Source organism: Mycobacterium sp. (assembly GCF_035506235.1).
In the GTDB taxonomy this organism is placed as follows: domain Bacteria; phylum Actinomycetota; class Actinomycetes; order Mycobacteriales; family Mycobacteriaceae; genus Mycobacterium.
Genome location: NZ_DATJPU010000086.1, coordinates 1 through 19681 on the forward strand (window position 1 = coordinate 1; position 19681 = coordinate 19681).

Genomic DNA, 19681 nt, shown 5'->3' on the forward strand with positions numbered 1-19681 from the left:
AGTCGAACTTCTCCATCGCGCGGATCAGGCCGAGGTTGCCCTCCTGGATGAGGTCCAGCAACGGCATACCGCGGCCCGTGTAGCGCTTGGCCAATGAAACCACCAGGCGCAGGTTCGCTTCCAGCAGGTGGCGGCGGGCCGCCTCGCCGTCGCGCACAACGGCCTCGAGATCGCGTTTGCGGTTCTCGCCGAGGCGCTTACGGGTCTCCAGCAGGTGCTCGGCGTACAGGCCGGCCTCGATGCGCTTCGCCAGCTCGACTTCGCCTGCCGCGTTGAGTAGCGCCGTCTTACCAATGCCATTGAGGTATACGCGCACCAGGTCCGCTGCGGGGCTTTGAGCATCCAGATCGCCGTCGATCCTGCTTGTGCCGGCATTCGCCATAGCGACCTCCCGTTCGGCTTTGTACTGTCATGTCGTTCAACGACAGACCCAGGCTGGGAGTTCCCGCCCCTTCGCGATCTCACACGCCTTGACGTGCAGGAATGTGCCGACGACCTGAGAATGTCCTGAGAAGTGCGGCGAGCGGCCGCTTATCGGGAACCGTGGTCGTGCTGATCCCAGGTCGGCGAGTGTGTTTGCGGCTCGGGCGCCGCCGGCGGTTCGAGCGCCCGCTGCTCGGCCCGGGGGAACAGGGGAGTCCGCCGGCGGTGCTCGTCGAAGCGCCTCGGTTCGTCGGAGCGGCGGGGGGGCCGGTCATTGGCGATCAGCACCGCCATCCAGGGCAAGGGCACCGAGACCGCGACGATCGCCAGGGAGATCAGACCGTTGTGCCAGGCGCCGTATGCGACGGCGGCCAGGATCAGCGCCGGAATCCGAAACGCCATCAGGGTCAGGTACTTACGCACCCGCGCGCGATGCTCCTCCTCGTACGAGGGGGCGGCGGTGGTGATCAGGACCGGGCGGCCGGTGTCGTCAAAGCCGTCGAAGCCTAGCTGTTCGCCGTGCTTCATACCTCCACTGTCCCACACCTGATCCATTCCGGTAATGGCGAATCAAGAGGCACAATGTGAGGCATGCGCACCCAGACGATCGAACGCACCGAGACCGACGAACGCGTCGACGACGGGACCGGCAGCGATACCCCGAAGTACTTCCATTACGTCAAGAAGGACAAGATCGCCGAGAGCGCGGTCATGGGCAACCATGTGGTGGCGCTGTGCGGCGAGGTGTTTCCCGTCACCCGCGCGGCGAAACCGGGCTCGCCGGTCTGCCCGGAGTGCAAGCGGATCTACGAGCGGCTCAAGAAGGGCTGATCAGGCCGGCGGCTCCGCCGTCGCGACGTCGGGTTGTGCGGCGTTCGGCGGCGAATACGTGGTCCTCTTGCGGCCGGACGTTCGCGCCAGCACCCAGTTGCGCAGCCGGTGGGCGTGCGTCTTCGGCGCCGGGAACTCCTCCTGGATGGCGGCGTTGAGTTCGGCGCCGATCATGATCGCGAAACCGCCGAAAAACGCGAACAACAGGAACGCGATCGGCGTGGACAGCGCGCCGTAGGTGTAGCCGGTGCTGGTGATCCATCGCAGGTAGAACCGCAGGCCCAGCGTGGCGATCAGGAAGACCGCGGTCGCCAGGATCGCGCCGAAGATCAGGCGATGCGACGGCAGCGGCACCGGCAGCGATACCCGGTACAGGATCATCACGGCGACCATCAGGCCCAGGATCAGCGCCGGGTAGTACCCGTAGCGCAGGACGTTGGCCAGCCCGACGGGGATGTGTTCGGAGACCTTGCGCGGGCCCGCCACCACCAGCGGAGCGGTCACCACGACGACCACCAGCCCCACCACGTACAGGAACAGCGCGAACAGCCGCTGCCGCACAGGATGACGCAACGGCGTCTGGTCGTGCGCCTCGACGACGGAATCGACGAACGCCGAGATCGCCGACGAACCCGCCCACAGCGAGATCAGGAAACCCAGCGAAACCACCTCACCGCGGGCGTTGTTGGCGATGTCCCGGATGCTCGGCTCGATGATCTCGTTGACCACGCTGGGGGAGAACACGCTGTGGGCCGTCGAGATCACCTGGTGTTCGATGCTGGGCAACATGTCCGGCCCGAACAGCGGCGCGACATAGGCCAAGGCCCCCAGCAGCCCGAGCAAAAGCGGCGGCAGGGACAGCGCCGACCAGAACCCGGCCTGCGCCGACTCGGAGAAAATCGAGTCGTCCCAACTCTTCTCGAGGGTCCTGAGAGTGATTCGCCAGATGTGGTGGCGGGACGGCTTTGCGACCTGATCGCTCATACCCGTCCAGCATTACCGATGACTGCCCGCACCGCCCACATTGCCGATGGGTGAGTTCGGCGAAACTAGCTCGCGCTGACCTCCAGCACGGCGTCCTGCGCGGTCAGTTTCGCCTCGTGCTGGTTCGCGTGGTGCTGGCAGAAGAGAAGCTCAAGCCCGGAAGGCAGCTTGGCGCGGACTCGAGCCGCGGCGCCGCAACGATCGCAGCGGTCCGCTCTGGTCAGCTCGGGGCTGGTCAGAGTTGCATTCATGGCTTCTCCGTTCTCGTACATTCACTCTCTCAGACGTATGGCGTTTTCGCCTTGTTCCCCGATCGTTACCGGGTGTGTCGTTTCTCACGAGCCACCGCGGTTTAGCCGACGTGCCCGTTTAGGGTGATCGCTGTGACCCTCACCCCCGGCGTCCTGCTGCACTTATGCGGCCGCCAGGAATGGTCCCGCGCCCGTGATCGCGGCGAAATCCATCCGGACGCCGGCGCCGAATTCATCCATCTGTCGACGCCCGAGCAGGTGCACCTGCCCGCCAACCGGCTCTACCGCGGCCGCGACGACCTGGTCCTGTTGCACATCGATCCGGCCCGACTGAACTCGCCCGTGCGCTGGGAGCCGGGAGTTGCAACGGATCCGGACTCGATGCTGTTCCCGCATCTGTACGGCCCACTGCCGGCCGGCGCCGTGATCAGCGTCACCGCCTATCCGCCGGGTCCCGATGGCGTGTTCCCTGCTCAGCCGGGCGCCTCCACGTAGGCGTCGACCTCGATCTCCACCAGCAGCCCGGGCGCGATCAGCGCGGAAACCTCCACCATGGTCGCCACCGGCCGGATGTCGCCGAAGACATCCGCGTGCACCGCGGCAACCTCGCGCCAGCGGGAGATGTCGGTCACGAAGATGCGGGTGCGCACCACGTCGGTGAGCGCGGCGCCGGCTTGCTGGAGCGCGATGTCGATGCGGCGCAACGCATCTCGCGCCTGCGCGGCGATGTCACCGGCCGGTCCGGCGCCGGTCGTCCCGGCCACCGCCACGTGCGGGCCGATCCGCACCGCGCGCGAATAACCGACCGCCGACTCGAAGTCGGAGCCGGAGGAGATCATTGTGCGGTTGGCTGGCATGCGGACACGCTACGACGGCAGGCCCGTCGGCGCACCCGAATTTCCCTCGACTTGGCTTGCGCACCAACGCGTTCGGTTAGCATCCTGTCGATGACCACGCCCGGCATCTCGGAAGACGCGCTCCGCGCTCAGGAGGCGTGCTTCGCGCGGGCGTTCGCCGCCGGCGACCCGGCGCTCGCGCGCGAGCTCTATGCGCCCGACGTGGTGTACATCAGCCCGACGGTCCGCCTGTTCGATTGGCCGGACCGGATCGACGGCATCGAGCGCACGCTCGAGTTCATCGCCCTGACCATCCGCGGCTGTGACGACATCGATTACGAGGCGACCGAGCTGGCCATCACCCCCGGCGCCGACGCGGCGTTCGTGCGCGTGCGATTCGACTGGACGCAGGGCGCGCAACGGGTGCGCTCGACGTACGTGGTGCTCTATCACTACCGCGACGGGCGCATCGCCCGCCAGGAGCTGTACTACGACCCGAGTGGGCGACTGGAAGCGCTCGAGCGCTGAATCTCAGTCCAGGTAGTCGCGCAACACCTGCGAACGGCTGGGGTGGCGCAGCTTTGACATCGTCTTGGACTCGATCTGGCGGATGCGCTCGCGGGTGACACCGTAAACCTGCCCGATCTCGTCGAGGGTGCGGGGCTGGCCGTCGGTGAGCCCGAAGCGCAGCCGTACGACGCCGGCTTCGCGCTCCGACAGCGTCTCCAGCACGGACTGCAGCTGGTCCTGCAGCAGGGTGAACGACACCGCGTCGACGGCCACCACCGCTTCGCTGTCTTCGATGAAGTCGCCGAGCTGGCTGTCGCCCTCGTCGCCGATGGTCTGGTCCAGGGAGATCGGCTCGCGAGCGTATTGCTGGATCTCGAGCACCTTCTCGGGCGTGATGTCCATCTCCTTGGCCAGCTCCTCGGGCGTGGGCTCGCGGCCCAAATCCTGAAGCAGCTCGCGCTGGATGCGACCCAGCTTGTTGATCACCTCGACCATGTGGACCGGGATGCGGATGGTGCGCGCCTGGTCGGCCATGGCCCGGGTGATGGCCTGGCGGATCCACCACGTGGCGTAGGTGGAGAACTTGTATCCCTTTGTGTAGTCGAACTTTTCGACCGCCCGGATCAGGCCCAGGTTGCCTTCCTGGATGAGGTCGAGGAACGCCATGCCGCGGCCCGTGTAGCGCTTGGCCAGCGAAACCACCAGCCGCAGGTTGGCTTCGAGCAGATGGTTCTTCGCGCGGTCACCGTCGCGGCAGATCCACATCATGTCGCGGCGCTGGGCGGCCGGCAGCTTGTCGCCGCGCTCGGCGTGCTCGCTCATCAGCTGCGTGGCGTACAGGCCGGCTTCGATCCGCTTCGCCAGCTCGACCTCTTCCTCGGCGTTGAGCAGCGCCACCTTGCCGATCTGCTTCAGGTAGGCGCGAACGGAATCCGCGGACGCGGTGAGCTCGGCGTCCTTGCGGGCCTGCCGCAGCGCCTCGGATTCGTCCTCGTCCCAGACGAAATCGCCGGAGGCCTTGTCCTTTTCGGACGGCTCGGCGATGTCCTCGTCCTCTTCGGGCGCCGTCGCGGTCTTTACGGCGGGCTTCGCCGCCGCGTCCTCCTCGCCGTCCTCGGCGTCGCCCGCCTCGAGCTCGGGGTCCTCGGCTTCGGCGGCGACGTCGTCCTCGAGGTCCTCGAGATTGAGGTCGTCGGCGTCGATGTCGAGATCTTCGACGGGGTCGCCGACGAGGTCGGGTTCGGCGTCGAGATCCTCGACCGCGCCGTCGGTGTCGAGGGCCTCGGGGTTGGCGCCGGCATCCTCGGGAGCGCAGTTGGCCGCCTTCGTTCCGCGGGCGGACGGCGCCTTGGCGCCGGCGGCCTTGGCCGGCGAGCGGGTCTTCTTCGTGGTCTCGCCGGCCGCCGGCGGTGGGGCCTCGTGCCCCTTGGTGGACTTGGTGGCCCGCGGCGCCGTCTTGGTGGCCCGTTTCGCAGGGGCGGCGCCGTTGGCGGCCTTCGCTGCCGATCGCTTGGCGGGGGACGACGGAGACTTCGTGGCGGTGCGTTTCACCGGCTCGTCGGTTGCCGCACTTGCCTTGCTCGCTGCCACTTACACCCCTTCGTTTGGACGCACTTTCGGTGGGTAAGGGCATGGAGAACCGAAAGTGTCTGCTATGTCGAATGTCGGCGTTGATCGGCGTGTGTGTGTTTGCACGCTTTCAGTCGGGCGGTCGCCGAGGACCATTGTAACGACAGCGGCCGCCCGTACCCGCCGACCGGCCAAAATTCAGTGGGTCACATCCGAAGTGGCCGCCATCGCCGCGCCCACGATGCCGGCGGTGTTCTGCAACGCGGCGGCCACCACCGGGGTGCGGTTTTCGAGCAGCGGCAGCCACCTGTCGGCCTTGCGGCTGATGCCGCCGCCCGCGATGAACAGGTCCGGCCAGATCGCGTTCTCGATGGCCACCAGCACCCGTGTGACCTGCGTGGCCCACTTTTCGTAGCTCCAGCTATTGCGCTCCTTGACCGACGACGCCGCCCGCTGCTCGGCCTCTTTGCCACCCACTTCGAGATGCCCGAACTCGGTGTTGGGTATCAGCTTGCCGTGGTGGATCACCGCCGAACCGATCCCGGTGCCGAACGTCAGCAGCACCACCAGGCCCGACTGCTCCCGGCCCGCGCCGTAGCGCTCCTCGGCGAGCCCCGCGGCGTCGGCATCGTTGAGGATCGTGACCTCCTGGCCGTTCAGTTCGGCGCTGATGACGTCGCGCGCGTTGGCCCCGATCCAGGCCTTGTCGACGTTGGCGGCCGTCTGCACGACGCCGTGGGTGACGACGCCGGGATAGGTCACCCCGAGGGGGCCGGTCCAGCCGAACCCGTGGACGACCTCGGCGATGGCCTTGGCGACCGCCGACGGCGTCGCCGGCTGCGGGGTCAACAGCTTGATCCGTTCCCCGATCAACAGCCCGGTGTCCATGTCGACGATGCCGCCCTTGATGCCGCTGCCCCCGACGTCGATGCCGAACCCGCGACGCTGCGGCCTGCCGGTGACCGCGCTCGGTGGCGTGTCCGTGGGCGAGTCGGTGCTGGTCATCGAAACTCCTCGGCGAGACTTGGCCTGTCCGCCCACCTTAGCCCGGCGACGATCCGCGCCGTGGAACGGCGCGAGGCGGGGGCCGGCAATTGCGCCGGGCGCGGCGGCGGCGCCGGTCGGGGCGTCGGCGTGGCCCTGGCGTCTGTGGTGCGATGGGCTACGTGACGCGCCCTTCTGATGACGAGCCCGCGCAGTTGCGTTCGGTGGCCGAAAAGCTCGCCGTCGAGGCGGCCGACTTCGTGCGGCGCCGGCGCGCCGAGGTGTTCGGCGCCCGCGCGGCGAGCTTGTCCGCGGCGGGCAGCGGCGCGGTGCGTTCGAAGACCACCCCGACCGATCCGGTGACCGTGGTCGACACCGAAACCGAGCGGCTGCTGCGGGATCGGTTGGCCCGGTTGCGGCCCGGTGACCCGATACTCGGCGAGGAGGGCGGTGGGCCCGCCGACGCCGGGTCCGCTCCCGACGGCGCGGTCACCTGGGTGCTCGATCCCATCGATGGCACAGTGAATTTCGTCTACGGCATCCCGGCCTACGCGGTGTCGGTCGGTGCGCAGATCAACGGGGTGTCGGTCGCGGGCGCCGTGGCCGACGTCGTCGCCGGACGGGTTTACTCGGCGGCGGCGGGCCTCGGTGCGCACGTCGTCGACGGGCAGGGCGCGGCCCCGTTGCGGTGCGCCGCCGTCGACGATTTGTCGATGGCGTTGCTGGGCACCGGCTTCGGTTACTCACGGCGGCGACGGGCGACCCAGGCGGCGTTGTTGGCGCAGCTGCTGCCGGTGGTGCGCGACGTGCGTCGCATCGGTGCTGCGGCGCTGGACCTGTGCATGGTCGCGGCGGGCCGGCTGGACGCCTACTACGAGCACGGGCTGCAGGTGTGGGACCGCGCGGCGGGTGCCCTGATCGCGGCCGAGGCGGGGGCCCGCGTGGTGGTGACAGAGCCGGACGGCCCGTCGGGCGGCGCCGGATTGGTGGTGGCCGCCGCCCCCGGAATCGCCGACGAACTGTTGGCGGCCCTCGACCGGTTCAACGGCCTTTCAATGGCCTAGGACCGCTGCAGGACTGAGCGGGGATCAGCAGCTGCTGGAGTGGATCTTTTGCAGCAGTGTGGGATCCACCGGCTCGGTGGCGCCGGGCTTCAGGCTGGACAGCACCGCGTCGACGTCGTCGTCGTGGGCCAGCGCGGTGAACTCCGTGCCGAGCGCCAGGTCCACCGAATCGTCGGCGCGGTTGTCGTTGAACAGCTCCGTGCACGGCGCCACCAACCAGACCGAGGCCGCGGTGGCCTGCCCGGCCGTGCCGAAGCGGATCTGGCCCTGGCAGTTCAGCCTGGTGCCGGCGTAGACGGGGTCGTTGGCGGCGGTGGGCTGCGCGAAGCCGAGGTCCTTCATGGCGCCGGCGACGTCGCCGGCCTGGCCGCCGCGGCCGCTGGCGTTGAGGACGCGGACCTTCGTGTCACCGAGCTTGGCGGGGGTGACGTCGGCCATGGCGCTGCGCGACACCTCCTCGCCGAGCTGGGGCGCCGTCGACCCGGGCGACTGCGGCGGCGGGTTGCACACCACGGCCTCGTGCACCTTGGCCGGACGCGTCAACGCCACGGTCCACACCACGCCGGTGGCCACCACCAAGACGGACAGCACCACGATCGCGGGCCGGGGATTGCGCCGCCGAAAGGGCCTACCGTGCCTGTCGAAAGCGGTACCCTCGGTAATTTGTGCGACCACATGTGCACTCTAAAGGCACCGTTTAAGACTCGAGGCAAGGGTCAATCCTGGGGTGTGACGTAAATCACATACTAATGGCGCGCTATCCGGGCACGAATCGTTTGGTGGATGCGTTCGACGCTGGTACAAAGCGTTGCTTGAGATAAATCTTGAGATAAATGAGGCCTGTTAGAGGGGATAGGGCAGGGGAAGCGATATGCCTACCGACTATGACGCTCCGCGGCGCACCGAGACCGACGATGTCTCGGAAGACTCGCTGGAGGAGCTCAAAGCACGACGCAACGAGGCGGCCTCGGCCGTGGTCGACGTCGATGAATCCGAATCCGCTGAATCCTTCGAGTTGCCGGGGGCCGACCTTTCCGGGGAAGAGCTGTCCGTACGCGTCATCCCCAAGCAGGCCGACGAGTTCACCTGCTCGAGCTGCTTTTTGGTGCAACACCGCAGCCGTCTCGCCAGCGAGAAGAACGGCGTGATGATCTGTACCGACTGCGCAGCCTGATCGCTGCACTCAGCTTGTCAGGGCCGACAGCACCCGCTCCGGGTGACGGCAGCTCACCAGCCAGTACGGCGTCGGGTCGTCTGGGTCATCGAGGACCACCAGCACCATCGGGCCGACCCAGGCCCGGTGCAGCACGTAGGCGGCCGGATCGAGCTGACGGCCCAGAGCGGCCGACTTCGCCGACGCCGCTATCTCCGCGGACCGGGCGATCACGTTGACCGGCAGGTGCGCGTCGGCGGCCCACAGTTGCACTCCGCCCGCGACGGACGAGTCCTCGGTGACGCGGATCTCGACCCGGCCCAGCCACAGCAGCGCGCCCGCGGCCACCACGAACAGCGTTGCGTACGGCAGCCAGTGGGGCAGGGTGCGAACACCGAGGTTGACTTCGAAGGCGATCAGCGCCGCCAGCCCGAAAGCCAGTGGCCACCACCACCACGGCACCCACAGTCGTTCGCGATATCGCACGCTGTGCGGCGCGACGCGCGTACTTGACACGCGGTCAAGGGTAGTCTGTGGCCCCGTGTCGACCAGTCTGGCCTTTGAAGTCAAAGTTGTCCGCCTCGACCCCGAACTTCCGCTGCCCAGTCGCGCCCACGACGGCGACGCCGGGGTCGACCTCTACAGCGCGGAAGACGTCACGTTAGACCCCGGGCGGCGCGCCCTGGTGCGCACGGGCGTCGCGGTCGCCATTCCGTTCGGGATGGTGGGCCTGGTGCACCCGCGCTCGGGATTGGCTGCGCGCGTTGGGCTTTCGATCGTCAACAGCCCGGGCACCATCGACGCCGGCTATCGCGGCGAGATCAAGGTCGCCCTGATCAACCTCGACCCGTCCGAGCCGATCGTGGTGCACCGCGGCGACCGGATCGCCCAATTGCTGGTGCAGCGGGTCGAATTGCCCGAGCTGGTCGAGGTGTCGTCGTTCGACGAGGCCGGGCTGGCCGAAACAACCCGTGGCGACGGTGGCCACGGTTCCTCCGGAGGACATGCGAGTTTGTGATGGCGGCATTCGGTAGACGCTCAGACAAAGGCGACGGCGACCCCACGGACGACGTCGACGTTCAGGCCTCCCCCGAGCAGGCCGCGGGAGAGTCTCAAGAGCCCGAAGAGCTCGAGGGCCCGTTCGACATCGACGACTTCGACGACCCCGCGGTCGCCGAGCTGGCGCGGCTCGACCTGGGTTCGGTCCTGATCCCCATGCCGGAGGCCGGCCAGCTGCAGGTCGAGCTGACCGAGACCGGTGTCCCCAGCGCGGTGTGGGTCGTCACGCCCAACGGTCGTTTCACGATCGCCGCCTACGCGGCGCCCAAGACGGGCGGCCTGTGGCGGGAGGTGGCCGGCGAGCTCGCCGAGTCGCTGCGCAAGGACTCGGCCAAGGTCAGCATCAAGGACGGCCCGTGGGGCCGGGAGGTGGTCGGCACCGCCACCGGCGTGGTGCGGTTCATCGGGGTCGACGGCTACCGGTGGATGATCCGCTGCGTCATCAACGGCGCGCACGAGACCATGGAAGCGCTGGAGCAGGAGGCCCGAGCGGCGTTGGCCGACACCGTGGTTCGCCGCGGCGACACGCCGCTGCCGGTGCGGACGCCGCTGCCCGTGCAGCTGCCCGAGCCGATGGCCGAACAGCTCCGGGCGGCCGCGGCCGCGCAGCAGGCCCAGGCACAGGGCGAAGGCGCCCAGGGACAGGAAGGGCCGCCGAACGAGCCGGCCGCGCGCCGCAGCGCCGAGGGATCGGCCATGCAGCAGCTGCGCACCACGACCGGCGGGTAGTGACGATCGCAAGCGCGGGGCAGCCGGGCGCGGCGGGTCGTCACCATCGGAGCCGGCACGGGGAAACGAGCTAGAGCTCGGCGAGGGCGGCCAGGCAGGCCGCGCCCAGCGCGGCGGGGTCGGCGCCGATCTGCTCCAGCGTCACCATCCGCAGCGCCGCGCGCGGCGCCGCGGTGACCCAGTCGACGGCCACCTGCAGCGGATGGATCGGATCATCGACGGCGGCGGCCACCGCCAGCGGCGCGGCCAGCCCGGTCAGGTCCGCGCGACTGGGCGCGACATAGGCCGCGGCCTCCTCCATGGCGTCCGGCAATTGCGGCCACTGGGCGCGCCAGGACCGGGCCAGCTCGTCGGCCAGCCACGGCGGGCTGGAGGCCCGCATCTGCGTCGTCGTCGCCGCCAGGCCGTCGGCGCGCAACTGGGACGCCGAATGCCGCGCCGCCAGCGCCGCGGGTGCGGTTCCCGGGGCGCCGGCCCAGGCCGGCAGGGCGGCCAGGACGGCGACGGTACGGTCGGGGTGGGCCAGCGCCCACGCGGCCCCCACCGCGGCGCCGATCGAGACGCCGCCGACGCCGATCGGGCCGTCGCGCGCGGCGTCGTCCAACGCCGACAGGTAGCCGTCGATCAACCGGTCCGGCCGCGGCGGCGGGGCGACCAGCGTCGCGCCGACCTCGCGCAGCGGGCCGGAAAATGCCCGGTAGACGTAGTCATCGTCGGAGCCGGTGCCCGGCAGCAGCACCGCCGCGACACCCCGCAGATCGACAGCCACCCCTCGATATTGCCCGGCCGTCATGGGCGGTCCAACATCGCGTTTGGTTCGGTTGGCACCGGGGAACCAAGAGGTCTACGGTGTCCGTTGGCATGGAGGAAGCACCGAAGCTTTATCAGCGTTGTCAGGAGTGGCCATGGGGGCCCAACGATATTTGCGCCGGCTCACCCGTCGGTTGACGGAGGACCCGGAGCAGCTCGACTCCGAAGAATTGTCCGACGAAGTCGCGAGTACCGGCGCGCAGCGTGCGATCGACTGCGAGCGTGGCCAGGAGGTCACCATGGTCGGCACGCTGCGCAGCGTGGAAACGAACGGCAAGGGCTGTTCCGGCGGGGTCCGCGCCGAACTGTTCGACGGCACCGACACCGTCACCCTGGTGTGGTTGGGCCAGCGCCGCATTCCCGGCATCGACTCGGGCCGCACGCTGCGGGTCCGCGGCCGGCTCGGCAAGCTCGACAACGGCACGAAGGCGATCTACAACCCGCACTACGAAATCCAGCGGTGACGGGCCCCACCGCATTGAGGGCACGCCCGTGACGACTAACCGCGTGACCCCGGAGGGCTTGCTGGCACAGGCGGGCGGGGTGAGCGGTGTCATCTACTCCTCGCTGCCCGTGGTGACCTTCGTGGTGGTCTCCGGCCTGTCCGGTCTGCTGCCCGCCATCGGCGCCGCGCTGGGCGCGGCCGCGCTGGTCCTGCTGTGGCGGCTGATCCGGCGGGGATCCATCCAGCCGGCCTTCTCCGGGTTCATCGGCGTGGCCGTCTGCGCGCTGATCGCCTACGTCGTGGGCCAGTCCAAGGGCTACTTCCTGCTGGGCATCTGGATGTCGTTGGCGTGGGCCGTGGTGTTCGCGGCATCGGTGCTGATCCGTCGGCCCCTCGTCGGCTACGCGTGGAGCTGGTCCACCGGGCGCGACCGCGCCTGGCGCGACGTGCCCAGGGCCGTCTACGCCTTCGACATCGCCTCGCTCTGCTGGGTGCTGGTGTTCGCTGCCCGGTTCGTGGTCCAGCGGCTCCTCTACGACGCCGACCAGACCGGCTGGCTGGGCGTGGCGCGCATCGGGATGGGCTGGCCGTTGACCCTGCTGGCCGCGTTGGCGACGTTCGCGGCGATCAAGGCCGCTCAGCGCGCGATGCCCGCCCGGGAGAAGGCCGGCGCCGACACCGTGACCGACTAGTTCCCGGGCTCGGTGGCCGGCAGCAGGAGCTTTTGCAGCTCCTCTTCCGCCTCGGCGACCGCGACGAAGAGGAGCTCGTCGCCACCTTCGAGCGGCTCGTCGGCCTCCGGCACGATGACGCGCGGGCCGCGCAGGATCGTCACCAGCGCGGCATCCCGCGGCAGCTGCAGCCGGCGCACCGGCTTGCCGCCCCACGGTGTGTCGTCGGGCAGGGTGATCTCGACCAGGTTGGCCTGACCCCGGCGAAATTCCATGAGGCGCACCAGATCACCGACGGCGACGGCCTCCTCGATCAGCGAGGCCAGCATGCGGGGCGTGGACACCGCCACGTCCACGCCCCAGGCGTCGGTGAACAGCCATTCGTTGCGGGGGTCGTTGACCCGGGCCACCACCCGCGGCACCGCGAATTCGGTTTTGGCCAACAGGCTGAGTACCACGTTGGCCTTGTCGTCGCCGGTCGCGGCGACCACCACGTCGAAGCCCTCCAGGTGCACGGACTGCAGCAGGCTCAGTTCGCAGGCATCGCCGAGGCGCCAGTGCGCGGCCGGGATGGCGTCGACGTCGACGTGTTCGGGATTGCGCTCGATCAGGGTCACGTCGTGGCCGTTGGCGACGAGCTCGCGGGTGACCGATCGGCCGACGGCGCCGGCCCCGGCGACAGCTACTTTCATTTGCGCGGTCCCGACTCGAGATCCTCGCTGGGCGGCAGCGCCGCGATGGCGACCGCCTCGGCGACGCGGCCGGATATCGCCGCGATGTAGACCTTATCGCCGGCCTGGATCACGGTCTTCGGTTCCGGCAACACACCGGTGCCGAACCGGATCAGAAAGGCCACCCGGGCGCCGGTGGCCTGCTCCAGGTCGGTGGCCCGGCGTCCCACCCAGTCCTCGTGCAGATCGACCTCGGCCACCGCGACGGTGCCCGTCGGATCGCGCCACTTGGCGGTCTCGCTCTCCCGCGTGAGCGTGTTGAGCAGACGGTCGGTGGTCCAGGGGACCGTGGCGATCGTCGGGATGCCGAGGCGCTCGTAGACCTCGGCGCGCTTGGCGTCGTAGATCCGGGCGACGACGCGCTGCACGCCGAAAGTCTCCCGGGCCAGCCGGGCCGAGATGATGTTCGAGTTGTCCCCGGATGACACCGCGGCAAACGCATCGGCCTCCTCGATGCCGGCGCTGAGCAACACGTCCCGGTCGAATCCCTGGCCCAGCACCCGCTCCCCGGAGAACTCCGGGCTCAGCCGGTTGAACGCGGTGCTGTCGCGGTCGATGACGGCCACGTCGTGGCCGATCCGGGAGAGCGCGTCGGAGAGCGAAGAGCCCACCCGGCCGCAACCCATCACAACCACGCGCACTTTGGTCCTCTCGGCTGCGTCCTGCGCTGTTCAATCGGCAACCCGGGCTGGCAAGCCGACTCGGTCCGTCCGCAACATTGTTGCCTACGAAACGCTAGCAAGCTCGGGTGGGCTTACTCTTGGCTCTCGTGTCCAAACTTTCGACCGCTGCGCGCCGGCTCCTGATCGGCCGGCCGTTTCGCAGCGACCGGCTGAGTCACACCCTGCTGCCCAAGCGGATCGCCTTGCCGGTGTTCGCCTCCGATGCGCTGTCCTCGGTGGCTTACGCACCCGAGGAAGTCTTCCTGATGCTCTCGGTGGCAGGGGTGAGCGCGTACGCGCTGACGCCGTGGATCGGTCTGGCCGTGGCCGCGGTCATGTTGGTCGTGGTGGCCAGCTACCGGCAGAACGTGCATGCCTACCCGTCGGGCGGCGGCGACTACGAGGTGGTCACCACCAATCTCGGCGACACCGCCGGCCTCGTGGTGGCCAGCGCCCTGATGGTGGATTACGTTCTCACCGTTGCCGTTTCGACGGCGTCGGCGATGTCGAACATCGGCTCCGCGATTCCGATCGTGGCCCAGCACAAGGTGTTCTTCTGCGTGGCCGCCATCGTGCTCGTGATGGCGCTGAACCTGCGCGGGGTTCGCGAGTCCGGGCTGGCTTTCGCCATCCCGACCTATGCGTTCATCATCGGCGTGCTGGTCATGATCGGCTGGGGCCTGTTCCGGATCTTCGTGCTGGGCAACCCGCTGCGGGCCGAGTCCGCCGGTTTCGAGATGCACGCCGAACACGGCCAGATCGTCGGCTTCGCTTTGGCTTTCCTGGTGGCGCGCTCGTTCTCCTCGGGGTGCGCGGCGCTGACCGGTGTCGAGGCGATCAGCAACGGCGTGCCGGCGTTTCAGAAGCCCAAGTCGCGCAACGCGGCCACGACCCTGCTGATGCTGGGCGGCATCGCGGTGACCCTGTTGATGGGCATCATCGTGCTGGCCGAGAAGATCGGGGTCAAGCTCGTCGAGGACCCCGCGAGGCAGCTGACCGGCGCCCCGCCGAACTACTACCAGAAGACCTTGGTCACCCAGTTGGCCGAGACGGTGTTCGGCAGCTTTCACATCGGGTTCCTGCTGATCGCCACGGTGACCGCGCTGATCCTGGTGCTGGCGGCCAACACCGCGTTCAACGGGTTTCCCGTGCTCGGCTCGATCCTGGCGCAGCACAGCTACCTGCCGCGCCAATTGCACACCCGGGGTGACCGATTGGCGTTCTCCAACGGAATCCTCTTCCTGTCCGGGGCGGCCCTTCTGGCGATCATCGCGTTCCGGGGCGAGGTCACCGCGCTGATCCAGCTGTACATCGTCGGTGTGTTCATCTCGTTCACCCTGAGCCAGATCGGCATGGTCCGGCACTGGACCAGGTTGCTGCGCACCGAGACCGATCCGCGGGTGCGGCGCAAGATGATGCGCTCGCGGGTGGTCAACACGGTCGGACTGCTTTCCACCGGCGCGGTGTTGCTGGTTGTCCTGGTCACCAAGTTCCTCGCCGGGGCGTGGATCGCTCTTTTCGCGATGAGCCTGCTGTTCATCATCATGAAGATGATTCACCGGCACTACCACACCGTCAGCCGGGAATTGGAGGAACAGGAGGCGGCCGAACACGACGTGGTGCTGCCCAGCCGCAATCACGCCCTGGTGTTGGTGTCCAAGCTGCACCTGCCGACCCTGCGCGCGCTGGCCTACGCGCGCGCCACCCGTCCCGACGCGCTCGAGGCGCTCACGGTCAGCGTCGACGACGCGGAAACGCGCGACCTGGTGCACCGGTGGGAGGAAAGCGATATCAGTGTGCCGCTCAAGGTCATCGCGTCGCCGTACCGTGAAATCACGCGTCCCATACTCGATTACGTCAAACGGGTCAGCAGGGAGTCGCCGCGCACGGTGGTCACGGTGTTCATTCCCGAGTATGTGGTGGGCCATTGGTGGGAGCAGGTGCTGCACAACCAGAGCGCGCTGCGGCTCAAGGGCCGGTTGTTGTTCATGCCCAACGTGATGGTGACCTCGGTTCCCTGGCAATTGAATTCGTCGGAGCGGCTCAAGGCGTTCCACCCGCACGCGGCGCCCGGCGACGCGCGTCGCGGAATCTTCGATTGAGCACCGAACTGACGCTGGTCACCGGGCCCCCGGCCAACGGGGGCAGCTGTGTGGCGCACCACGAGGGCCGCGTCGTGTTCGTCCGTTACGCGCTGCCCGGCGAGCGGGTGCGGGTGCGTGTCACCTCCGGGCGCGACTCCTATTGGCACGCAGAGGTTGTCGAGGTGATCGAGCCGTCGGACGACCGCGTCGCGTCACTATGCCCCATCGCGGGGGCCGACGGCGCCGGCTGCTGCGATTTGGCGTTTGCCACCCCCGAGGCCGCCCGCGCGGTCAAGGCCCAGGTGGTGGCCAACCAGCTGTCACGGCTGGGCGGGCACGACTGGAGCGTTCCCGAGGCGGGAGCCGAGGAATTGTCGCCGGATGCCGGGCCCACCGGCTGGCGTACCCGGGTCCGGCTGGAGGTGGGCGAGGACCGTCGGCCCGGCTTCCACCGCTACCACAGCGACGAGTTGGTGACCGACCTGCGCTGCGCGCAGCTGCCGCCGGGAATGCTGGACGGGCTTGCCGGGGGCGATTGGCCCCCGCACGCGCAGCTGCACGTCGCCGTCGACGACGACGGCGAGCGGCACGTGGTGCGCACCGTGCGGCAGGGCAGGCGGACGGAGACCGCCGTGGTCGAGGGCGGCTACGAGGCGGCGCAGCGGGTGGGCGCGCGCAGCTGGCGGGTGCCGGTCACGGCGTTCTGGCAGGCGCATCGGGACGCGGCGCGGGTCTACAGCGGTCTGGTGGTCGACTGGGCGCAACCGGGTGCCGGCATGACCGTCTGGGATCTCTACGGCGGCGCCGGGGTTTTCGCGGCCGCGCTCGGGGACGCGGTGGGCGAGTCGGGGCGGGTGTTGACCGTCGACACCTCGCGCTCCGCGACGCGGGCCGCGCGCGCCGCGCTGGCCGACCTGCCCCAGGTGGATGTCGTCACCGACTCGGTCCGGCGGGCGCTGACGGCGCAACGCGGGAGCGCCTCGATCGCGGTGCTGGATCCGCCGCGCGCCGGGGCCGGGCGCGAGATCATCGACCTGCTGGCCGCCGCACGGGTGCCGCGCGTGGTCCACATCGGTTGCGAGGCGGCGTCTTTCGCGCGCGACATCGGCCTCTACCGCGCCCACGGCTACGCCGTCGAAAGGATCAAGGTGTTCGACGCGTTCCCGCTGACCCATCACACCGAATCCGTTGCGCTGCTGACCTGTTAGGGCTCAGGCCAACACGAAATACCGCAGCCACAGATACAGCGCGGACAGCGCCGCGGAGATCGCCGTGACCAAAGCGCCCTTGCGGGTGAACTCCCAGAAGGAAGCGGGATTTTCCGCACGCGTGGCGATCCCGAGCACGATGACGTTGGCGCTGGCGCCGACGGCGGTGAGGTTGCCCCCGAAGTCGGTGCCAAGCGCAAGAGCCCACCACAAGGCGCCTGGATTGACGTGATCTCCCAGGGCGGGCACCAAACCCGCGACGATAGGCGCCATCGTCGCGGCGTATGGAACGTTATTGACGACCCCACTGATCACGAGCGATGCGGCTAGGATCACCATGGTCGCGATCAAAGTGTTGCCGCCGGTGGCGGTAATCGCGAGATGCGCCAGTTGCTTGACGACGCCCGTCTTCACCAGCGCGCCGACCATGACGAACAGGCCGGCGAAGAACAACAGAGTTTCCCACTCGACGCTGGACAGGTAATCGGAATGCTCCAACTTGGAAACGATGATGAGGATGCCGGCGCCCAATAAGGCGACGATGGATGGCTCCATATGCACCCACGAGTGGGCGATGAAAGCCGCGAACACCGCCACCAACACGACGCCGCACGCGACGAGCAGCCTGCGATCGCGGATGGTCTCCTTCTCTTCCAGCGACATGACCTCGGCGACCCGGTCAGGATCGACGGTGAACGACCCACGAAACAGGCGCGGTAGCAACGCGATCACGACCGCCATCACGATGATCACGATCGGCGCCAGGTGAATCAGGAAGTCGTTGAACGTCAGGCCCGCCTTGCTGGCGATGATGATGTTGGGCGGGTCGCCGATCAACGTCGCCGTGCCGCCGATGTTCGACGCGAACGCCTCGGCCATCAAAAACGGCGCCGCATAGATCGCCAGGCGGTCACACACCAGCAGCGTCACCGGGGCAATCAGCAACACCGTGGTCACGTTGTCCAGCAGGGCCGACGCGATCGCGGTGACCAGCACCAGCAGGATCATGACGCGCAGCGGGGAGCCGCGGGCGCGTTTGGCGGACCAGATCGCGACGTACTCGAACACACCGGTCTGGCGCAGCACGCTGACGATGATCATCATGCCCAGCAGCAAAAAGATGACGTCCCAGTCGATTCCGGTGTCGCGGGAGTAGAAGACGTCATCGGAGTTGATGATCGGCAACGCGACGACGATCGCGGCGCCGATGAGCGCCACCAGTGTCTTGTTGACGCGATCGCTGGCGATCAGCGCGTAGGCGACGACGAACACGACGACCGCCACCACGCTCATCGATTGTCCTGTGTGCTCAAGGCTTTGGGGGTATCAGTGCTTCAAGGCGGCTGCCAGTAGACGCGATGCGGTGATGACGCCGACCAACGCCTCGTCTCTGACCACCGCGATCAGGGGGCTTCGCAGCCGCGCCATGACCGCGGCCACCTCGATGATCGTGTCGTCCGCGTGCGCCCACGGAATGTTGGTCAGGTGGTCGGGCAGCATGTCCCCGACCGTTTTGCCGCCCAGCTTGTCGGCGGCGCGGTCGGCCGTGGACTCGCTGAGCACACCCGCCAGCGAGGGGTCGTCCTGCACGTATTTCGGGACGATGAAGCGGACCACCTGGGAGGCCGGCAGCACCGCGCAGGGCTTTCCGGAGCTGTCCGTGACGACTATCCCGGGCAGGCTGTGCTCGGCGAGCAGGCGGGCCGCATCGATGGCATCGGAGGCGACGGTCACGACCGGGAAGTCCTCGGCGAGTTCCGCGGCGCGCATGGTGGAAACGATACGTCGGCGTTCCGGCGAGCGCTGCGTAGACTAACGGGATGCTGGAACAGATCCGCGGGCCCGCTGATCTGCAGTACCTGTCCCAACAGCAGCTCCGCGAGCTGGCGGCCGAGATCCGCGAGTTCCTGATCCACAAGGTTGCTGCCACCGGGGGGCATCTGGGGCCCAACCTCGGCGTCGTCGAACTGACCCTGGCGCTGCACCGCGTGTTCGACTCGCCGCACGACCCGATCATCTTCGACACCGGACACCAGGCCTACGTCCACAAGATGCTGACGGGCCGCTCCCACGACTTCGAGAGCCTGCGCAAGGAGGGCGGGCTGTCGGGCTATCCGTCGCGCGCCGAGAGCGAACACGACTGGGTGGAGTCCAGCCACGCCAGCGCGGCGCTGTCCTACGCCGACGGCCTGGCCAAGGCGTTCGAGCTGAGCGGGCACCGCAACCGGCACGTGGTCGCCGTCGTCGGCGACGGCGCGCTCACCGGCGGCATGTGCTGGGAGGCGCTGAACAACATCGCGGCCTCCTGTCGGCCGGTGATCATCGTCGTCAACGACAACGGCCGCAGTTATGCGCCCACCATCGGCGGGGTCGCCGACCACCTGGCCACGCTGCGGCTGCAGCCGGCCTACGAGCACATGCTGGCAACGAGTCGCGACGCGGTGCGCTCGCTGCCCCTCGTCGGCCAGATCGCCTACCGCCTCATGCACAGCGTCAAAGCCGGGATCAAGGATTCGCTGTCGCCGCAGCTGCTGTTCACCGACCTCGGCCTGAAGTATGTCGGCCCGGTCGACGGGCACGACGAACGCGCGGTGGAGGTCGCGCTGCGCCACGCCCGCGGCTTCGGGCGCCCGGTGATCGTGCACGTCGTCACCCGCAAGGGCATGGGTTACGCGCC

25 protein-coding genes and 1 pseudogene are annotated in these 19681 nt (G+C 68.6%); 12 read left to right on the forward strand and 14 right to left on the reverse strand.

The genetic code is table 11. From position 1 onward, the window contains the following. Together sigB and VMD50_RS07835 are read right to left on the reverse strand one after the other, a co-directional pair. A pseudogene (gene sigB / locus VMD50_RS07830) lies at window positions 1-382 on the reverse strand (sigma-70 family RNA polymerase sigma factor SigB); the annotation flags it as partial. 149 nt (window positions 383-531) lie between these two features. After that, the gene (locus VMD50_RS07835; protein WP_325426555.1) at window positions 532-969 is read right to left on the reverse strand and encodes a DUF3099 domain-containing protein; all 438 of its coding nucleotides are present in this window, start codon (window positions 967-969) and stop codon (window positions 532-534) included. Between the two features lie 45 nt (window positions 970-1014). Here VMD50_RS07835 and VMD50_RS07840 point away from each other — a divergent pair, with 45 nt between their 5' ends. Then, window positions 1015-1254, forward strand: coding sequence for a DUF3039 domain-containing protein (locus tag VMD50_RS07840; protein WP_325426509.1), 240 nt, complete (start codon window positions 1015-1017; stop codon window positions 1252-1254). On the opposite strand, the gene VMD50_RS07845 is transcribed toward VMD50_RS07840, so the two are convergent. Next, entirely contained in the window at window positions 1255-2238 is a 984-nt protein-coding gene (locus VMD50_RS07845; protein WP_325426512.1) for a YihY/virulence factor BrkB family protein, read from the reverse strand. Window positions 2239-2303: 65 nt separating this feature from the next. Next, window positions 2304-2489 carry a DUF7455 domain-containing protein gene (locus VMD50_RS07850; RefSeq protein ID WP_325426514.1) on the reverse strand — a complete coding sequence of 62 codons (186 nt, stop codon included), beginning with the start codon at window positions 2487-2489 and terminating at the stop codon, window positions 2304-2306. Between the two features lie 132 nt (window positions 2490-2621). Here VMD50_RS07850 and VMD50_RS07855 point away from each other — a divergent pair, with 132 nt between their 5' ends. Beyond that, window positions 2622-2984 carry a DUF952 domain-containing protein gene (locus VMD50_RS07855; protein WP_414686025.1) on the forward strand — a complete coding sequence of 121 codons (363 nt, stop codon included), beginning with the start codon at window positions 2622-2624 and terminating at the stop codon, window positions 2982-2984. Here VMD50_RS07855 and VMD50_RS07860 read toward each other — a convergent pair. Then, window positions 2963-3346 (reverse strand): RidA family protein, encoded by a 384-nt coding sequence (locus VMD50_RS07860; RefSeq protein ID WP_325426518.1) that lies wholly within the window; start codon window positions 3344-3346, stop codon window positions 2963-2965. The two genes, VMD50_RS07855 and VMD50_RS07860, sit on opposite strands and share 22 nt — an antisense overlap. A gap of 90 nt (window positions 3347-3436) precedes the next feature. On the opposite strand from VMD50_RS07860, the gene VMD50_RS07865 reads away from it, so the two are divergent. Beyond that, window positions 3437-3853, forward strand: coding sequence for a nuclear transport factor 2 family protein (locus tag VMD50_RS07865; protein ID WP_325426520.1), 417 nt, complete (start codon window positions 3437-3439; stop codon window positions 3851-3853). 3 nt (window positions 3854-3856) lie between these two features. Here VMD50_RS07865 and VMD50_RS07870 read toward each other — a convergent pair whose 3' ends face one another. Beyond that, window positions 3857-5425 (reverse strand): RNA polymerase sigma factor, encoded by a 1569-nt coding sequence (locus tag VMD50_RS07870; RefSeq protein WP_325426522.1) that lies wholly within the window; start codon window positions 5423-5425, stop codon window positions 3857-3859. A gap of 177 nt (window positions 5426-5602) precedes the next feature. Continuing rightward, a complete protein-coding gene (gene ppgK, locus VMD50_RS07875) occupies window positions 5603-6409 on the reverse strand; it encodes a polyphosphate--glucose phosphotransferase (protein WP_325426524.1) in 807 nt (268 codons plus the stop codon). Window positions 6410-6570: 161 nt separating this feature from the next. On the opposite strand from ppgK, the gene VMD50_RS07880 reads away from it, so the two are divergent. After that, entirely contained in the window at window positions 6571-7452 is an 882-nt protein-coding gene (locus VMD50_RS07880) for an inositol monophosphatase family protein (RefSeq protein WP_325426526.1), read from the forward strand. 24 nt (window positions 7453-7476) lie between these two features. On the opposite strand, the gene cei is transcribed toward VMD50_RS07880, so the two are convergent. Then, on the reverse strand, window positions 7477-8127 hold the full coding sequence (gene cei / locus VMD50_RS07885; RefSeq protein WP_325426528.1) for an envelope integrity protein Cei: 651 nt from the start codon (window positions 8125-8127) through the stop codon (window positions 7477-7479). A 196-nt stretch (window positions 8128-8323) separates the two neighbouring features. On the opposite strand from cei, the gene VMD50_RS07890 reads away from it, so the two are divergent. Further along, a complete protein-coding gene (locus tag VMD50_RS07890) occupies window positions 8324-8626 on the forward strand; it encodes a DUF4193 domain-containing protein (protein WP_003919098.1) in 303 nt (100 codons plus the stop codon). Between the two features lie 9 nt (window positions 8627-8635). Here the strand turns inward: VMD50_RS07890 and VMD50_RS07895 are convergent, their stop codons facing one another. After that, window positions 8636-9121 (reverse strand): DUF3093 domain-containing protein, encoded by a 486-nt coding sequence (locus tag VMD50_RS07895; protein WP_325426530.1) that lies wholly within the window; start codon window positions 9119-9121, stop codon window positions 8636-8638. A gap of 25 nt (window positions 9122-9146) precedes the next feature. Between VMD50_RS07895 and dut the strand changes: the two genes are divergently transcribed. Continuing rightward, the gene (dut, locus tag VMD50_RS07900; protein ID WP_325426532.1) at window positions 9147-9623 is read left to right on the forward strand and encodes a dUTP diphosphatase; all 477 of its coding nucleotides are present in this window, start codon (window positions 9147-9149) and stop codon (window positions 9621-9623) included. Continuing rightward, window positions 9623-10393 carry a DUF3710 domain-containing protein gene (locus tag VMD50_RS07905; RefSeq protein WP_325426534.1) on the forward strand — a complete coding sequence of 257 codons (771 nt, stop codon included), beginning with the start codon at window positions 9623-9625 and terminating at the stop codon, window positions 10391-10393. The genes dut and VMD50_RS07905 overlap by 1 nt, the downstream gene beginning before the upstream one ends. Window positions 10394-10463: 70 nt before the next feature. Here the strand turns inward: VMD50_RS07905 and VMD50_RS07910 are convergent, their stop codons facing one another. Beyond that, window positions 10464-11162, reverse strand: a complete 699-nt coding sequence (locus VMD50_RS07910; protein WP_325426536.1) for an alpha/beta hydrolase — start codon at window positions 11160-11162, stop codon at window positions 10464-10466. 136 nt (window positions 11163-11298) lie between these two features. Here VMD50_RS07910 and VMD50_RS07915 point away from each other — a divergent pair, with 136 nt between their 5' ends. After that, on the forward strand, window positions 11299-11667 hold the full coding sequence (locus VMD50_RS07915; RefSeq protein ID WP_325426538.1) for an OB-fold nucleic acid binding domain-containing protein: 369 nt from the start codon (window positions 11299-11301) through the stop codon (window positions 11665-11667). Window positions 11668-11695: 28 nt separating this feature from the next. Next, window positions 11696-12340, forward strand: coding sequence for a DUF3159 domain-containing protein (locus VMD50_RS07920; RefSeq protein WP_325426540.1), 645 nt, complete (start codon window positions 11696-11698; stop codon window positions 12338-12340). On the opposite strand, the gene VMD50_RS07925 is transcribed toward VMD50_RS07920, so the two are convergent. Both VMD50_RS07925 and VMD50_RS07930 read right to left on the reverse strand, forming a co-directional pair. Then, complete coding sequence (locus tag VMD50_RS07925) at window positions 12337-13011, reverse strand: potassium channel family protein (RefSeq protein WP_325426542.1); 675 nt, start codon at window positions 13009-13011, stop codon at window positions 12337-12339. The two genes, VMD50_RS07920 and VMD50_RS07925, sit on opposite strands and share 4 nt — an antisense overlap. Then, a complete protein-coding gene (locus VMD50_RS07930) occupies window positions 13008-13691 on the reverse strand; it encodes a potassium channel family protein (protein ID WP_325426544.1) in 684 nt (227 codons plus the stop codon). Before VMD50_RS07930 ends, VMD50_RS07925 begins: the two co-directional genes overlap by 4 nt. A gap of 128 nt (window positions 13692-13819) precedes the next feature. On the opposite strand from VMD50_RS07930, the gene VMD50_RS07935 reads away from it, so the two are divergent. Then, complete coding sequence (locus tag VMD50_RS07935) at window positions 13820-15814, forward strand: APC family permease (RefSeq protein ID WP_325426546.1); 1995 nt, start codon at window positions 13820-13822, stop codon at window positions 15812-15814. Then, complete coding sequence (locus VMD50_RS07940) at window positions 15811-17004, forward strand: class I SAM-dependent RNA methyltransferase (RefSeq protein ID WP_325426548.1); 1194 nt, start codon at window positions 15811-15813, stop codon at window positions 17002-17004. The genes VMD50_RS07935 and VMD50_RS07940 overlap by 4 nt, the downstream gene beginning before the upstream one ends. 3 nt (window positions 17005-17007) lie before the next feature. Here VMD50_RS07940 and VMD50_RS07945 read toward each other — a convergent pair whose 3' ends face one another. Together VMD50_RS07945 and VMD50_RS07950 are read right to left on the reverse strand one after the other, a co-directional pair. Further along, entirely contained in the window at window positions 17008-18297 is a 1290-nt protein-coding gene (locus VMD50_RS07945) for an ArsB/NhaD family transporter (protein ID WP_325426550.1), read from the reverse strand. 33 nt (window positions 18298-18330) lie between these two features. Further along, window positions 18331-18774, reverse strand: a complete 444-nt coding sequence (locus tag VMD50_RS07950) for a CBS domain-containing protein (protein ID WP_325426551.1) — start codon at window positions 18772-18774, stop codon at window positions 18331-18333. Between the two features lie 50 nt (window positions 18775-18824). Here VMD50_RS07950 and VMD50_RS07955 point away from each other — a divergent pair. After that, window positions 18825-19681 (forward strand): 1-deoxy-D-xylulose-5-phosphate synthase N-terminal domain-containing protein (locus VMD50_RS07955; RefSeq protein WP_325426553.1); only part of this gene is annotated, 857 nt, incomplete at its 3' end.

What these genes read in the sequence shown, in the direction of transcription:
- VMD50_RS07840 (WP_325426509.1), top strand. Translation starts at nt 1,015, where the DNA reads ATGCGCACCCAGACGATCGAACGCACCGAGACCGACGAACGCGTCGAC.
- VMD50_RS07845 (WP_325426512.1), bottom strand. Translation starts at nt 2,238, where the DNA reads ATGAGCGATCAGGTCGCAAAGCCGTCCCGCCACCACATCTGGCGAATC.
- VMD50_RS07850 (WP_325426514.1), bottom strand. Translation starts at nt 2,489, where the DNA reads ATGAATGCAACTCTGACCAGCCCCGAGCTGACCAGAGCGGACCGCTGC.
- VMD50_RS07860 (WP_325426518.1), bottom strand. Translation starts at nt 3,346, where the DNA reads ATGCCAGCCAACCGCACAATGATCTCCTCCGGCTCCGACTTCGAGTCG.
- VMD50_RS07865 (WP_325426520.1), top strand. Translation starts at nt 3,437, where the DNA reads ATGACCACGCCCGGCATCTCGGAAGACGCGCTCCGCGCTCAGGAGGCG.
- ppgK (WP_325426524.1), bottom strand. Translation starts at nt 6,409, where the DNA reads ATGACCAGCACCGACTCGCCCACGGACACGCCACCGAGCGCGGTCACC.
- VMD50_RS07890 (WP_003919098.1), top strand. Translation starts at nt 8,324, where the DNA reads ATGCCTACCGACTATGACGCTCCGCGGCGCACCGAGACCGACGATGTC.
- VMD50_RS07905 (WP_325426534.1), top strand. Translation starts at nt 9,623, where the DNA reads ATGGCGGCATTCGGTAGACGCTCAGACAAAGGCGACGGCGACCCCACG.
- VMD50_RS07915 (WP_325426538.1), top strand. Translation starts at nt 11,299, where the DNA reads ATGGGGGCCCAACGATATTTGCGCCGGCTCACCCGTCGGTTGACGGAG.
- VMD50_RS07925 (WP_325426542.1), bottom strand. Translation starts at nt 13,011, where the DNA reads ATGAAAGTAGCTGTCGCCGGGGCCGGCGCCGTCGGCCGATCGGTCACC.
- VMD50_RS07945 (WP_325426550.1), bottom strand. Translation starts at nt 18,297, where the DNA reads ATGAGCGTGGTGGCGGTCGTCGTGTTCGTCGTCGCCTACGCGCTGATC.
- VMD50_RS07950 (WP_325426551.1), bottom strand. Translation starts at nt 18,774, where the DNA reads ATGCGCGCCGCGGAACTCGCCGAGGACTTCCCGGTCGTGACCGTCGCC.